This is a genomic window from Nocardia cyriacigeorgica GUH-2 (assembly GCF_000284035.1).
In the GTDB taxonomy this organism is placed as follows: Bacteria; Actinomycetota; Actinomycetes; order Mycobacteriales; family Mycobacteriaceae; genus Nocardia; species Nocardia cyriacigeorgica_B.
Map to the genome: position 1 here is coordinate 5,794,918 of NC_016887.1, position 14,651 is coordinate 5,809,568.

Here is a 14,651-nt window from a genome sequence, read left to right on the forward strand (position 1 = left end):
CGCGCGAGGAAACCGCCTCCCCCGGCTCGCTGACCCACACCCGTAGGGTCACAGCTTCGCCAGCCGCTCCTGCTCCTTCTGGTACGCCCGCCACGCCTGCTGCGTCGGCGTCGGCCGGGCGGTGAGCGCCTTCCAGCCGGTGGAGCGAACGAAGTTCACCACCATCAGCACCGGCAGGATGAACGCCTGGAAGAAGATCAGGTAGCTGCCGCCCTCGAACACGAACGCCAAATACCCCGCGTAGGCAAGAAACCCGGCCCCGAACGCCCCGTTGAGCCACCGCGATGTCTCACTCTGTCCGCCCTTGACAGCAGCCATCACCAGCATGAGCGTGCCGCTGAACACGAGCATCCAGACATACCAATCGAACACGGCGGTTCCTCCCGCGACATCGCACTGCCCCTTGCAGCGCCGGATGCCGATAGACAACCGCCCGCCCCTTGCCGAACCCTTTCGGAACCCTTGCGCCTGGCGGCACGGTTGCGGCGCCGAGGCCGAGAGGCTACTCGGCTTCAACCCTCGTGACCGCCCGCATAGCGGCGCGGCCGCGCTCAGGTGCGGTGGGGTCATCGAGGAGCTGGATCTCCTGGTTGATCGACATGGAGATTCCGATGAGTACCGTGGCGAGCTCGTCGGGTGGGCGGTGCGGACCGGCCGTTTCCTCTTGGGCCGCGGCGATTTCGGCGGCAAGATAGGTGCGCCAGTTGGTGATGACCTCACGGAGGCGGTCACGCAGCCTTCCGGGCCTGCCGTCGAGCTCGGTCGATGCCGATGTGACGAAACATCCACCGGGGAAAGGACATTCGGCCAGGTAATCGATCCACGCATCGATCAGCACCGCGAGACGACGCGCGCCCGGCGGTAAACCGGCCGACGGTTCGAGTACGGCGGCGCGGAAGATGCGCCCGGCTTCCTCCAGCGCGGCCAGTTGAAGTTCTTCCCGCGATCCGAAGGGGCCGACCACACCGGCCTTGCTCATGCCGAGAATCTCGGCCAGTGAACCGATCGTGAGACCGTCCAACCCCACAACGGAGGCGTTGTGGACGGCCGCGTGCACGATCCGCTCCTGGGTGTGGCGCGCCGCGGCGACCGAACGTCGTGGGGACATCGCACAATCATAGCGTACGGTCGTTCGCTATAGTTAGCGAACGACCGTACGTTAAACAGGAGATCTCCCATGACCACCGACCTGTTGTCACTCGACGCCACCGCCGTAATGCTGATCGGCCACGATGTCGCCGCCCTCGACACCGCCGAACTCGACCTGCCCACCCCATGCACCGGCTGGACGGTCGCCGACCTGATCGCGCACATGAACGAGCGCCACGCGGCCGTCATCGCCGCGACCAGCACACCCGTACCGGCTCCGACCGGCGACCCGCGCGACGCCTTCGCCGTCATCGCCGCACACTGGGTGACGGCGATGGAACAGACCGGCAGCAGCGTCACCCTCCCCCGCGCCGGCACGCTGCCCACCGAACAAGTCCTGTCGATCCACTTCGTGGACATGCTGGTGCACCGCTGGGATATCGCACGGGCACTCGGCATCTCCCGCGAAACCCCCGCCCGCCTCACCGAAATCGCCCTCCCCATCGCCCGCTCGATCACCGCCCCAGGCAGCCCACTCAACGGCCCGGACGGCGTCTACCACCCCTCGCTCACCGAGAACCCGACCCGACCGGCAATGGACAATATCGCCGCCCTACTCGGCCGCGACCCACACCACGCTCCCAGCCGATAGATCAGCACTGATCAGCGTGACGTCGCTCGTCAGCCGGCGCGTCCGTAATCATCTGCGAGGCGTTCGATGTCGTCCTATGACCTTTCCGCGGAACCGGCGTCGTCGATCCACACCAGGTCCGTGGCAGGTCGACGCGCCTGGACAGCGCCTGAGGCAACAAATCATCGTAGCCATCCCGAAGTTCGGCCAACTGCACCCACGCTCGATGCACCCGTTCATCGGCCGCGGGTAGACGTGCCAATTCCCGGCACGCCAACACATGCGCTTCCGCAAGGCGCGATACCACGGATCCGAATGACTCGGTCCCCTTCGTGGGACCGCACCGGTTGGTGGGCAACTGACCGGCGAGCCAGGTGTCGATTGCGGTTACGACCGCTCGGATTCGCACACGAATCTCCTGCTGCTGCGGCAGGCTCGCGGCGAGCTCCCCGTACAAGCCTGCCAGCTCAGCGGCCCACGCCAGCAGCGGCGAATCGGTCACCCGCCCGCACCGAACCGCCGACAACACTTCATCTGCCGACGGCAGGGGCTGGTCATCGTTCATGCCGTACGCCTGTCGCGCAATGGAATCGGCGCGTGTCCATTCGCACGTCGCGCGGCCTGCTCGTACTCGAGCCGCGCCTGGATGCTTCGCACCGACCAGCCCGTATCCACAGGAGGAGGTCGCAGCAGCAGCGAACCGAACCAGACCACGATCGCCCCGACACCGATTCCCAGGACGAATATGAGCACGTCAGCCATAGCCTTCACCTCCTAGCCGACCGACGGCCGAAACGTCGCGAGGGCATGACGACGGAATCAGGAGCGGGACAGTCGATCCCGAGCAGTGCCGCGAACTCACGCGCGGTGTACCCGAGCAGACCCACATCCGAATGCACGCACGGCCACACCGGATCGTCCATCCCCGGGCGCCCATCCAGGACTTCCGCTGCCCGGATCGCCGCCACCGCACACTCCGTCGGCACAGTCCGCCCAGGTAGCCACAACATCGACCACCGGTTCTGCCCCACGTACCACGCCGATCGCACCGAGCCGCTCTCCGGCCCGTCCCCCGACACGAGCTTCATCATCGACACCCCTCCGATAGACGGGCCGTTGTGGTCGTGACCATCACGGTCCGGTCGTTGTCTCGAGTTGGCATTCAGTTCGCCGCCCGGCCCTGCGATAGACCAGCGGTGACCGAGGCCACCTGACACTATCTCTGACAACTTGTCAGCGCAACTGTCTGTTGGCTGTTCTTCAACGCGGTACGATCAGCGGGCCAACATGAAAGGAGCTGCTGCGTGCCGAAATCGCCCACGGTTGCACGCTGGGAGTTGCTGCTTCGGATAAACCAGTGGAAGGCCGAGCAGCAAATCGATGTGAAGACCGCTGCCAAGGCGCTCAACATCACGACCAACTATTGGCACCAGCTGATGAGTGATCGGCGCGCGCTGACCGACGAGAACTTCCACGCGCTGTTGAAGCTGCTCGGTATAGCCGCGGCCGACAACGAGGAGCGGCGCCTACTCGAGTCACTCCGCTCCGATGCACGCGCACGGGGCTGGTGGATGGACTTCTCCGCGCTGTTCGATGCCGAGACTCTCCGCCTGTTCGGACTGGAGCACGGCGCCAAGAGTGTCCAGAGTTATGAGGGTTTGATCATCCCTGGGCTGTTGCAGACGGTGGACTACATGCGCGCGATCATGGAGTCGGATCTCGCCCGAATCCGCCCTGTTGACGCCGACCTCTACATCGAGGCTCGACTGAATCGGCAGAAACGACTGGCCGGCGACGACCCGCTGGATCTGACGGCGCTGATTCACGAAGCCGCACTTCACCAAGTGACCGGCAGTCCAGAAGTAATGCTCGGCCAACTGCGGCACCTCAGCGCTATCGCACAGACCGATACGGTCGAGGTCAGAATCGTGCCGTTCAGCGCGGCGGTCCGGCCGATTCTGTCGGGGTCGCCGTTCCACATCATCCATTTCGCAAGCCCAGTTCTCCCATCACTGGCATGGCATGAATCAGTTGCGACGCGCGGGATCATCGACGACAGCGTGCGAGTGCGTGAGCTACGCATTCTCTTCGGGCGGCAGCTCGACCTGGCGTTGAGCCCGGATGATTCGCTGGCCCTCATCGACCGCATGGCAGATGCGCTAGCCTGACTGGCATGAGTGCAGCAAAACCCGCCACCAGCAAGAACGGCGGTTTCTTCAAGTCGTCGCACTCCAACGACGGCCCCGCGTGTGTCGAAGTGAAGTTCGATGGCGAATGGGTGCTTCTTCGGGACAGCAAGCAGACCAGCGAATACGTCAGCGCTCCCGCCATGCAGCCCACCATCGCTCTCCCTGCTGTGCATTGGGCCGCCTTTCTCGATGCCGCCGTACAACGCGGCCCCGCGAGCATCGCCGACGTTGTCGCCATCGAACCCACGCGCGACAACGGCATAACTCTCCGCGCTCCCGACAACACCACACTCACCTACACGACCAGCGAATGGGACGCATTCGTTTCCGGTATCGAAGGCGGCGAATTCTCGCTCCTCGAAGCCGCCTGAACATGTCCCGCATTGATTCCGGTGTGCTCGTCTCGTGGGACGAGGAGTCCAACACCGCGTCGATCGAATTCGCCCAATGCGACCGACCGCGCTGGACCGTGCCGGTAACCGACAACGAAAAGTTGATCGCCACTTTGCGCTTCGCCGACGACGGAGAGCTCCTCGAAGTGGAGTTACTGGACGCCGAGAAGCAACTGCCCCGAGGCCTCAGGGCCGCGCGGTAGCCGTCCCGTATCCGGCCTAGACGACGATCGCGGCCGCAAGCCACACACCGGCTGCCAGCAACGCCCCGAGCAGTTCCACGAGGATGGACAGGCCGACCCCCTTCACCGCATGCCAGGTGGACTGCCAGGCCAAACGCTGGCCGCGGACGCGTTGGAGTTCGGAGATGTACACGCCGGCGATGAATCCGACGAACAGGCCGACGACGGGGATGACGAAGAAGCCGATGATGCCGAGGATGGCGCCGAGGTAGAGGGAGCGGTTGGGGACGCCGGCTTCTTTCAGTTTCCGGCCGGGCCAGGTGTATTTGATGATGCCCGAGATCACCAGCAGGACAGTGCTTATGGCGAAGACGGTCCAGGCGGTGGCGCCGCCGGTGAGGAAGGCCCAGACGGCGATGGCGGCGAAGATCAGGATGACGCCGGGCAGGATGGGGATGACGATGCCGAGTAGGCCGACCAGGATCACCAGGCCGACGACGAGCTCGCCCCACACGCTCACTGAATAATCCCTCCGTTGTCGGCGCGGCGGCCTTCGACCGATCTCCGCAGACCCTGATGCGCTCGCGCCGTGCGAACGGGATGCCCGGACGGCAGACACTCCCCGCTCACCGGGCGACCCTTCTACCCGAATTCTGTCCTATCGAGCGAGGTCGTGCAGCGTGGAGGTACGGGTCACAATGGTCCGGGCTATTGTCGTACTGTCAATACAGTCTCCGGGCCGCTCCCGGCGACGAGCACCGGCCCCCGGTGCGCAGGATTCGACGACGAACCGAGGTAGGGCGTGAGCACTCCATCCACCACGCAGGGCCCGCTCGCGGGCATCCGGGTTATCGAACTGGCCGGCATCGGCCCAGGTCCGCACGCCGCATTGCTGCTGGCCGATCTCGGCGCCGACGTGGTGCGCGTGCAGCGGGCGGGTCAACTGCCCGGTGGATTCGACCGCCCGCAGCTGCGCGGCCGCACCATTGTGGAGGCCAATCTCAAGGACCCGGCCGATGTCGAGAAGGTGCTCGGTCTGCTCGACAAGGCCGACGTGCTGATCGAAGGCTTCCGCCCGGGCGTCACCGAACGCATGGGCCTCGGCCCCGACGAGGTGCTGGCCCGCAATCCGCGGCTGGTGTACGGCCGGATGACCGGCTGGGGTCAGTTCGGACCGATGGCCGACCGCGCGGGTCACGACATCAACTACATCAGCCTCACCGGCGTCCTGCACGCCATCGGCCGCAAGGGCGAGCGCCCGGTGCCGCCGCTGAACATGGTCGGCGATTTCGGCGGCGGTTCGATGTTCCTGGTGTTCGGCATCCTGGCTGCGCTGGTGGAACGGCAGACCTCCGGTAAGGGGCAGGTCATCGATGCCGCGATGGTCGATGGCGCCCTTGCCCTTTCGCACATGATCTGGGGTATGCGCGGTTCCGGCGCCTGGTCGGAGGAGCGCGGGGTGAACCTGCTCGACACCGGCATGTCGTTCTACGACACCTACGAAACCGCCGACGGCAAGTACATGGCCGTCGGCGCCATCGAGCCGCAGTTCTACGCGCAGCTGCTGGCCGGTCTCGGCATCGACCCCGAGGGCCTGCCCTATCAGATCGACCCGGCGGGCCAGGACACGCTGAAGGAGCTGTTCGCCGAACGCTTCCGCACCAAGACCCGCGATGAGTGGACCGAGATCTTCATCGGCACCGACGCCTGCGTCACCCCCGTGCTGACCTTCTCCGAGGCCGCCGAGAACGACCACATCAAGGCCCGCGAAGCCTTGGTCGACCTGGAGAACATCACCCAGCACGCCCCCGCGCCGCGCTTCTCCCGCACCCCCAACCCCACCCCCACCCCGCCGCCGACGGTGGCCACCCCGATCGAATCGGTCTGGGCGGACTGAACCAGCATCGCCGGACGGCCGGGCTCCTCGGGGCCCGGCCGTTCGGCATTTTCATGACCGCGACCGATCCGGTCCGGCATCAAGCTTCGGTATGGCGTGGGTGACGCCGAGCGCCGACGACGTGACCAGCGCGCCTTCGCCGGCCCGGGTTCCCGCCTCCTCGACGGTGTGCAGCCTGAACCTCGCGCCCGGCGACGCGTCCGTCAGTAGCACGTCAACGGCTGAAGTGGTTCCGCTGCACGCGGACTCAAGGTTTCGTAGGCGCGGGCGATGGATTCGGTGGCGCGGCGGAGGTCGGCTTCGGGGTGGGTGAAGGGGAGGCGGAGGAAACGTTCGAAAGCGCCTTGGACGCCGAAGCGGGGGCCTGCGGCGAGCAGGACGCCGTGGTTCGGAGCGGTGGCGGCCAGGGCGGTGGAGACGGGGGCGGGCAGTTGGGCCCACAGGGACATGCCGCCGGCGCCCGGGGCGACCTGCCAGTCGGGAAGGTGGGTGGCGAGGGCGTCGAGCAGGGCGGCGCGCTGGTCGCGGAGTTGGGTGCGGCGCTGGGCCAGGATGGTGTCGGCGTGTTCGAGCAGGTAGGTGGTGGCGAGCTGGTCCATCACCGGGGTGCCGAGGTCGACGGTGGCGCGGATGCCCAGCAGGCGGGTGATCAGCGACTGTCCGGCGCGGATCCAGCCGACGCGCAGGCCACCCCAGAACGATTTCGAGGCCGAGCCGATGGTGATGATCTCGGTGCCGCGGGCGAAGGCCGCGGTGGGCGGGGGCGGGGTGGCGTCGGTGAGGGCGAGGTCGGCCATGGATTCGTCGATGATGATCGACATCCGGGTCTCGCGGGCGATGGCGGCCAGTTCGGCGCGGTCTTCGGCGGGCATGAGCAGGCCGGTGGGGTTGTTGAAGTCGGGCACCAGATAGGCGAGGGTGGCGGCGGTCTGCCGGGCGGCGCTTCGGATTCCGTCGAGATCCCAGCCCGATTCCGGGCGCAACGGCACCGGCACCGGGCGGGCGCCGACGTCACGGATGGCTTCGATGGCATTGGGGTAGGTGGGGTGATCGATCAGCACCCGCGCGGCCGGCGGGGCGAGCACGTTGAGCAGCAACCGCAGACCGTGCTGGGCGCCGAGGGTGATCAGGATCTGGTCCGGGTCGGTGGGCAGCCCACGCTCGGTGTAGCGGCGGGCCACGGCCTCGCGCAACGCGAGCACACCGACCGGGTCCATACCGTGGGTGGCCAGGTAAGACGGAATACCTTGTAGCGCAGTGGCATACGCCTGCTCCATCTCCGGCGGCGCGGTCATGGCGGCGTAGGTGAGGTCGACGGTGGGCTGGTCGGAGGCGGCCATCATGGCCAGGATGCCCTTGGCCGGGCGGCTGCCGTCGTGCTGGATGCTCGGCGGCAGCGCGACGGTACTGCGCGAGCCCTGCCGGGTGATCAGGTAGCCGTGCTCGCGCAGCAGCGCATAGGTGGACGTGATGGTGGTGCGGCTGACGCCGAGCGTGGCGGCGAGATCGCGTTCGCTGGGCAGGGCGATGCCCAGCGGGGCGCGCCCGTCGTGGATGAGTAACCGGATGCCCTCGGCCAGCGCCAGGTAAGCGGGGCGCGCGGGTTTGCGGGACGACCCGTCGGGTTCGGGGTCGCGCCAGCTGCCGAGGTCGCGAGCCAGGCCCGCCGCACCGATCACACGTGTCGTCATACAGTCCAGTATTGCGGTAGTGGCTCTTTATCGGCAAGGCCAGTTGGCGCACGCTGGGCGAATGACCCTGCTCGTCACGCTCTTCGTCATCGTCACGTTCAGCCTGCTCGGCTACTACTACGCGCCGCGTCACACCGAGGAGGGCTGGGAGGTGGACCGGCTGCGGCCGCGCGATCCGCTCGGCAATCTCCCGGTCTCGCACTATGACGAGCAGCGATTGTTCCGGGATATCGCCGCTGTCTACGCCCGGCGGGAGGAGCCGGACGATCCACGCCGCGGCGAGTCTCCGGAGCGGCGGCGGGAGTCGTCGGCGTGATGAGAGCTACCGATCGAGCAGTCCAGTTCTGGCAACTGGACTGCTCGATTCTTACTTGTCGGTGGTACCGGGCAGACTGGCGGCCATGAACGCAGCAGTCGGCTCGCCGGTTCAGGCGGCACTGTTCGACACCGCGATCGGTACCTGTGCCATCGCATGGCGCGCGGACGCGGTCGTGCGGTTCCAGCTACCCGAGGCGAGTCCGGAGGCTACTCGCGCCCGAATCCTGCGTGCGAGCCCGGAGTTCGGTGCCGTCGTCGAAGCCGAGCCGACCGCCGTCATCGCCGAAGCCATCGCGGGTATCCGAGCCCATCTCGACGGGCAGCTCGACGATCTGCGCTGGATCCCGCTGGACACCAGCACCATCCCGCAATTCCACAAGGCGGTCTACGAGACGACGCGCGACATCGACCCCGGCCACACCCTCAGCTACGGCGAGGTCGCCGAACGCGTCGGCGCGGCGGGCGCGGCCCAAGCGGTCGGCCAAGCCCTCGGCCGCAACCCCATCCCGCTGATCATCCCGTGCCACCGGGTCCTCGCCGCCGATTACGGCCTGCACGGCTTCTCCGCGCCGGGCGGGATCGGCACCAAGCAGCGGCTACTCCAGATCGAACGGACGCCGGGCATCGGGGAACCGACGCTGTTCTGAATGGGGATCGGGCCCTATCACCGACCTGGCCGCCATTGCCGCCGATCAACGGCGTGGGAGGGGTGCCGGCGAGCCGCAGCGGCGCGACTGTCGGATCTATCGTGTGGCGCCCCGCGCCGGCCCCGCCCATGCCACCGAGCACCCGCCGCCCGCTCGCTGTCGGCGCGACCAAGTGAACATACGGCGCCCGGGGAAACCTCATATCTCGCGTAGCCCCGGGATCCGCCGACGGCAATTCGGCACGAGCGGACCACCTCTCGACCCAGACTGCTCCGGCCACGACCGATCTGGCCGCCGTTGCCGTCGATCACGACGTGGGAGAGCCCTAGAGCGTGGCGCCCGCGCTGGCGCCGCCCATACCGCCGAGCACTCCACCGACCGCACCACCCGCGACGGCAGCCGGGATGCCGAGTGCGGCCGCGCCGACTCCGGCGCCGATGGCAGCACCGGCGCCCGTGGTCGCGGCGGCAACCGGCCAGGCCGCGACGAAGGCGGCGCCCAGCGCGGGCAGGGCGGCGGCACCGGCGGTCGGGACGGCGCTGGCGGCGGCGATGATCGCGCCCGCGGCGGCCGTGCCCGCCACGCCGACGACGAATCCGGCACCGGCACCGATCGCGGCACCACCGAGCCCGCCGACGACCGCAGCGGGCACACCCGCGATCGCCGCACCGGCCACGGCGCCGCCGACGGCTCCCGCCGCGGTGGCGGCCGCGATCTTGTCGGAGCGGCTCGGGTTGATGCCGATGGACCGTCCACCGGTGGCGATGGCGGCTTCGGCCTGGGCGGCGGTGCCGTTGACGCCGTCGAGCACATCGTTGGGCACTTCGTCCGGGACGGGGCTGGTGAAGTCGCCGATGCGCAGCGTCCGGGGCGGCGGCGCGATGGGCGCGACCGGCTCGACGGGCTGCGGTGCGTGCAGTTGCTGCGGCTGGATGGGCGGCGCGGGCTCGGACCGGTCCGGAATCGGGCGGGTCTGCGGCGGGGCCGGCTGGAGCGAGCGCAGCTCCGGCTCGACGTCGATCTCGGGCGCGAGCCGGTCGGAACCGCGCGAACCAGGGTCGACGACGCCGGGCTGACGCGGCGCCGGAGTGGCGGGGGCAGGCCCGGGAGTGACGACTCCGGGCTGGCTCGGCTGCGGATCCGCGAGCGCGGTCCCCGAGGCGGCGACCGCCAGCGCCAGCGGCAGCGCCCCGATCATCGGTCGCAGCGCCCGCCTGGCGGCCGAATTCTTCACTTCTTCGTACCGACGACCCACGCCGAACACCACCATCGAAACTCGTGCGATTTCCCCCGCCGTTCGGCGCGATCGCAGGCACGATATCCGTAGCCATCGGGAAGCTGTCAAATCGATTGGCGTGTCGACTCCGCCCGCGTCAGCCCTCTTATCAGCATCGATACTCGATGCGCATCACCGGCCCATTGTTTGCCGGCATCGGCGAATCAGGGCGGCGTCTCACCGCGCAGCAGCGCCGCCAGCGACTCCCGGTCCGTCACATCCATCTTGATGCAGGCCCGGTACAGGTGCCCCTCCACCGTGCGGACCGAAACCGTGAGCCGGTCGGCGATTTGGCGATTCGACAGCCCGGCCGCCACCAGATTCGCGATCTCGCGTTCGCGCGCGGTCAGCGGAAGTGGTTGCGCCGCTTGTCTCAGCGCGGGCGTGCTCGCCCCGCCGCAGGCTGCGGCGAGCCGATTGGCGGTGGCCGCCGATTCCAGCAACCGACGGCGATCGCCCGCGCGTTCGTGCGCCGAGGCGGCTTGCGCGGCGGCGTCGGCGGCCGACAGCAGCGCGCCGATGCGCTCGAATTCCGTTGCGGCGGCGTCGAGTCCGGGTCCGTCGTGGGCGGCGAGGGCGACGGCGTGGCGGGCCTGTACCTGCACCAGCACACCGTCGACCTTGGCCGCGAGATCGGCGAGCCGGCCCGCCACCGAATGCTCACCGAAGCGGGCCGCGGTATGCAGCGCCATCGCCTCGATCGCGTGCTGATGGGAGCGGGCGGCGGCGTCGGCGGCGTTCATCGCGATGCGAATGGCGGGCGTGATCGTGCCTTCGGCGCCGGCCAGCCAGGCCTTGGCGATCTCGAGCTGCGGTTCGTAAACGGCGCTGTGCCTGCCGCCGCGTTCGGTGGCCCCGGCGATGGCCTCGGCCGCGTCACCGGCCCGGCCGAGCGCCGAATACGCCTCGGCCAGCCGCAGCCGGGCCGGAAACATCCAGGCCGCAGCGCCTTCGGTGCTCAACGCGGCCAGCGCCTGTTCCAGATGCTCGATACCGTCCGGGAACCGGCCCTGCGCCACGTCGACGGTGCCCTGCAAGATCTTCGACATTCCCCAGGCCAGGTACTGCCCGGGCGCCGAATAGCCGAAATATGCGGTGGCGCAGCGGCGCGCGGCTTCCATATCGCCGGTGAAGGTGAGCGCGAGCACCTCGGCGTGCGTGGACATGAAACGGTTCAGCCCGTCGATATGGGATTCCACCTCGTGTCCACGCTGGGCGTACTGCCGGGCGGCCTCGCCGCGGCCCATCAGCGCCAGCGCCAGCCCGCCGCCGAAGGAGGCCCACCACACCGCCCACGGCGGGGCGTCCTCGGTATTCATCACCGATTCGGCGTCGTCGAACGCGTCGTCGAGGCGGTTCTCGTTCACCGCGCAGGCCGAGGCCAGTCCGGTGAGGATCGAAGCGATCTTCGGATGGCGCACCTTCGACCGCACCAGCGCGAGCACTTCGTCGGCGCGGTCGGCATCGCCCATGGCCCACAGCAGATTCGATACCCGGGTGCTGCCCCAGCGCGCCAGCTGCACCTCGTTGAGCTGGTCCGGGTCGAAGCTGGCCAGGGTGCGTTCGGCCTCGATGCGATGGCCCTGCCACAGCAGCGCCCGGGCCAGCAGATCCGCCGACTCCACCCCGCCGCGACGCTCCACCGCCGCGCGCGCGAACCGTTCGCCCAGCGGCAGATTCGCCAACCCGATGGCATCGGCGGCGGCGGCTTCGAACAGTTCCAGATCGGCGGATTTATCGCTGTCGAGGGCCAGTTCGGCCAGGCGGATCCGGTCGGCGGCGGAGTTGATCCGGCGCTCACTCAATGCCGAATACAACCGGCCGCGCAGCCGTCGCGCCGACGCGATGCCCAGCCTACGCCGGATGACTTCGCCGAACAGCGGATGGTTGTATCGCACGACCAGTTCGTGCGAGTTCTCCACCACCCGGATGACGCCGCGGTTCTCGGCCGCCTCCACCGCCTCCTCGCCGGCGAGCTCGGCCATCACCTCCAGGTCGATGGGCTCGCAGAAAGTGAGCAGCTCCAGCACCCGCAGCACCGGCTCGGGCAGCTGTTCGACCCGATCCTCCAGCAGCGCAGCCAGTTCCGAGGTCACCGCGGCCCGGCCGCGCAGCTGCCAGACCCCGTTGACCTGCCGCAGCGAGCCCGCCTCCAGCGCACCCTCGACCAGATGCCGCAGGAACAGCGCATTGCCGCCGGAGGATTCCCACATCAGGTTGGCGGTGAAGCCCTCGAGCTGGCCGCCCAGCATCGACTCCACCAGATCCACACTCTGCCGCTGGCTGAACGGATTCAGATCGATGCGCAGCAGATGCCCGTCTTTCCACAGCGAGGTGACCGCGTCGGGCACCTGGACGCCGCTGCGGACGGTGGCGACGATGCGGGCGGCGCGGTCGATCGCCAACTGCAACAACAGAGTCGCCGACAACTGGTCGAGCAGATGGGCGTCGTCGACGCCGATGATGATCGGTCCATCGGCCAGCAGCGCCTCGCGCGCCGCCGACATGAACGTCACCGGATCGTGGGCGGTGTATACCCCGACCATATGGGCGAATACGCCGAGCGGAATGCTGCGCGCCGACTCGGTACCCGCGACCCAGCGCACATTCCCGCCGACCGCCGCGGTGGCCTGTCTGGCGAGGGTGGTCTTGCCGACGCCGGCATCCCCGGTGAGTACGGCACCGACCGGGCCGTCGCCGGTGAGCGCGGAGCGAATCGCCTCGAATTCGGTCGCGCGTTCGATCATCGGCCAGTTCCGAGCCATTCACCTACTTTAGAGGCAACGGTGTTCGATTGCGCCGCCTCCGGCGTCGCGGGTTCGCGGCCTGGGTGGTTCCGGTCGCCGACGGCGCTGGTCTGCCGCTCGGCGGCTAGGACTCCAGCACGTCGTGGCGGACGATCGTCTGATCGCGTCCCGGGCCGACGCCGATGCACGACATCCGCGCACCCGACAGCTCCTCGAGCCGTCGCACGTACGCCTGGGCGTTCGCGGGCAGGTCCTCGAAGGTCCGTGCGTGCGAGATGTCTTCCCACCAGCCGGGCATCTCTTCGTAAATCGGCTTGGCGTGGTGGAACTCGGTCTGCGTGGTCGGCATCTGCTCGACCCGCTCGCCGTCGACGTCGTAGGCCACGCAGATCGGCACAGTCTCCAGGCTGGACAGCACGTCGAGCTTGGTGAGGAAGTAGTCGGTGATGCCGTTGACGCGGGTGGCGTAGCGGGCGATGACGGCGTCGAACCAGCCGCAGCGGCGGGCACGGCCGGTGGTCACGCCGACCTCGCCGCCGGTCTTGGCCAGGTAGGCGCCGGATTCGTCGAACAGCTCGGTCGGGAACGGACCCGAGCCGACGCGGGTGGTGTAGCACTTGAGGATGCCGAGCACCGTGTTGATCTTGTTCGGCCCGATGCCCGCGCCGACGGCCGCGCCACCGGAGGTCGGATTGGACGAGGTGACGTACGGGTAGGTGCCGTGGTCGACGTCGAGCAGGGTGCCCTGCGAGCCCTCCAGCAGCACCGTCTCGCCGCGCTCGAGCGCCTGGTTCAGCTTCAGCCGGGTGTCGCTGATGCGGTGCTTGAAACGCTCGGCCTGCTCGAGCACCTCGTCGACCACCTGCTGCGGCTCCAGCGCGCGGCGGTTGTAGATCTTGACCAGCACCTGGTTCTTGAACTCGAGCGCGGCCTCCACCTTCTGGGTGAGGATCTTCTCGTCGAGCACATCGGCGACCCGGACGCCGACGCGGGCGACCTTGTCCTGGTAGCAGGGGCCGATACCGCGACCGGTGGTGCCGATCTTGTTGTTGCCGAGGAAGCGTTCGGTGACCTTATCGATGGCCACGTGGTACGGCATGATCAGATGCGCATCGGCCGAGACCAGCAGGCCGGAGGTGTCGACGTCGCGCTGCTCCAGACCGGCCAGCTCGTCGAGCAGCACACCGGGATCGATCACGACACCGTTGCCGATGACGTTGGTGACGCCGGGGGTGAGGATGCCGGACGGGATCAGATGCAGTGCGAAGTTGTCACCGTTGGGCAGCACCACGGTGTGACCGGCATTGTTGCCGCCCTGGTACCGAACCACCCATTGCACGCGCCCACCGAGTAGATCGGTAGCTTTGCCCTTGCCCTCGTCGCCCCACTGGGCGCCGATGAGGACGATTGCCGGCATGGTCGTGTCTCCTACGGTTCGACGCGCAACACCGTGTGTGTTGCAGCTACCTGCCCGTATCGAGGCGGTGGCCGGAAGCACAGTCTAGTCGACCCCCTTATCCGTCCGGCCGAACCCTCGACCGCCGGCGGATCGCGACGCCGCAGGCGGCGCTGAACAAACAGGGCTATGGTTG

General features: G+C 68.2%; 16 protein-coding genes. 7 read left to right on the plus strand and 9 right to left on the minus strand.

From position 1 onward, the window contains the following. Positions 1-48 precede the first annotated feature (48 nt). The gene (locus NOCYR_RS26015; protein ID WP_231855994.1) at positions 49-429 is read right to left on the minus strand and encodes a hypothetical protein; all 381 of its coding nucleotides are present in this window, start codon (positions 427-429) and stop codon (positions 49-51) included. Between the two features lie 73 nt (positions 430-502). Next, entirely contained in the window at positions 503-1,108 is a 606-nt protein-coding gene (locus NOCYR_RS26020) for a TetR/AcrR family transcriptional regulator (protein WP_048833731.1), read from the minus strand. Between the two features lie 69 nt (positions 1,109-1,177). Between NOCYR_RS26020 and NOCYR_RS26025 the strand changes: the two genes are divergently transcribed. After that, complete coding sequence (locus NOCYR_RS26025; RefSeq protein WP_014353402.1) at positions 1,178-1,741, plus strand: TIGR03086 family metal-binding protein; 564 nt, start codon at positions 1,178-1,180, stop codon at positions 1,739-1,741. Position 1,742: 1 nt separating this feature from the next. Here NOCYR_RS26025 and NOCYR_RS26030 read toward each other — a convergent pair whose 3' ends face one another. Then, positions 1,743-2,285, minus strand: coding sequence for a hypothetical protein (locus NOCYR_RS26030; RefSeq protein ID WP_048833732.1), 543 nt, complete (start codon positions 2,283-2,285; stop codon positions 1,743-1,745). Continuing rightward, positions 2,282-2,482, minus strand: coding sequence for a hypothetical protein (locus tag NOCYR_RS29515; protein ID WP_148280764.1), 201 nt, complete (start codon positions 2,480-2,482; stop codon positions 2,282-2,284). Before NOCYR_RS29515 ends, NOCYR_RS26030 begins: the two co-directional genes overlap by 4 nt. A 542-nt stretch (positions 2,483-3,024) precedes the next feature. Here NOCYR_RS29515 and NOCYR_RS26040 point away from each other — a divergent pair. From NOCYR_RS26040 to NOCYR_RS26050, 3 genes are read left to right on the plus strand one after another with little or no spacing between them, the layout of a single operon-like run. Beyond that, the gene (locus tag NOCYR_RS26040) at positions 3,025-3,888 is read left to right on the plus strand and encodes a DUF5753 domain-containing protein (protein ID WP_014353404.1); all 864 of its coding nucleotides are present in this window, start codon (positions 3,025-3,027) and stop codon (positions 3,886-3,888) included. A 5-nt stretch (positions 3,889-3,893) separates the two neighbouring features. Further along, positions 3,894-4,280 (plus strand): DUF397 domain-containing protein, encoded by a 387-nt coding sequence (locus tag NOCYR_RS26045; protein WP_014353405.1) that lies wholly within the window; start codon positions 3,894-3,896, stop codon positions 4,278-4,280. A 2-nt stretch (positions 4,281-4,282) separates the two neighbouring features. Continuing rightward, positions 4,283-4,504, plus strand: a complete 222-nt coding sequence (locus NOCYR_RS26050; protein ID WP_014353406.1) for a hypothetical protein — start codon at positions 4,283-4,285, stop codon at positions 4,502-4,504. A gap of 16 nt (positions 4,505-4,520) precedes the next feature. On the opposite strand, the gene NOCYR_RS26055 is transcribed toward NOCYR_RS26050, so the two are convergent. Further along, the gene (locus tag NOCYR_RS26055) at positions 4,521-5,003 is read right to left on the minus strand and encodes a DUF456 domain-containing protein (RefSeq protein ID WP_014353407.1); all 483 of its coding nucleotides are present in this window, start codon (positions 5,001-5,003) and stop codon (positions 4,521-4,523) included. A 282-nt stretch (positions 5,004-5,285) separates the two neighbouring features. Between NOCYR_RS26055 and NOCYR_RS26060 the strand changes: the two genes are divergently transcribed. Then, positions 5,286-6,380, plus strand: coding sequence for a CaiB/BaiF CoA transferase family protein (locus NOCYR_RS26060; protein WP_014353408.1), 1,095 nt, complete (start codon positions 5,286-5,288; stop codon positions 6,378-6,380). Positions 6,381-6,583: 203 nt separating this feature from the next. Here NOCYR_RS26060 and NOCYR_RS26065 read toward each other — a convergent pair whose 3' ends face one another. Beyond that, positions 6,584-8,071 carry a PLP-dependent aminotransferase family protein gene (locus NOCYR_RS26065; protein ID WP_048833735.1) on the minus strand — a complete coding sequence of 496 codons (1,488 nt, stop codon included), beginning with the start codon at positions 8,069-8,071 and terminating at the stop codon, positions 6,584-6,586. 61 nt (positions 8,072-8,132) lie between these two features. Between NOCYR_RS26065 and NOCYR_RS26070 the strand changes: the two genes are divergently transcribed. Further along, positions 8,133-8,387, plus strand: a complete 255-nt coding sequence (locus NOCYR_RS26070; RefSeq protein WP_014353410.1) for a hypothetical protein — start codon at positions 8,133-8,135, stop codon at positions 8,385-8,387. A gap of 85 nt (positions 8,388-8,472) precedes the next feature. Next, on the plus strand, positions 8,473-9,036 hold the full coding sequence (locus tag NOCYR_RS26075; protein WP_014353411.1) for a methylated-DNA--[protein]-cysteine S-methyltransferase: 564 nt from the start codon (positions 8,473-8,475) through the stop codon (positions 9,034-9,036). Positions 9,037-9,361: 325 nt separating this feature from the next. On the opposite strand, the gene NOCYR_RS26080 is transcribed toward NOCYR_RS26075, so the two are convergent. From NOCYR_RS26080 to NOCYR_RS26090, 3 genes are all read right to left on the minus strand, one after another. Further along, the gene (locus NOCYR_RS26080) at positions 9,362-10,291 is read right to left on the minus strand and encodes a hypothetical protein (protein ID WP_231855995.1); all 930 of its coding nucleotides are present in this window, start codon (positions 10,289-10,291) and stop codon (positions 9,362-9,364) included. Positions 10,292-10,476: 185 nt separating this feature from the next. Further along, a complete protein-coding gene (locus NOCYR_RS26085) occupies positions 10,477-13,077 on the minus strand; it encodes a helix-turn-helix transcriptional regulator (protein ID WP_014353413.1) in 2,601 nt (866 codons plus the stop codon). A 106-nt stretch (positions 13,078-13,183) separates the two neighbouring features. Further along, positions 13,184-14,476, minus strand: coding sequence for an adenylosuccinate synthase (locus tag NOCYR_RS26090; protein WP_014353414.1), 1,293 nt, complete (start codon positions 14,474-14,476; stop codon positions 13,184-13,186). Positions 14,477-14,651 lie beyond the last annotated feature (175 nt).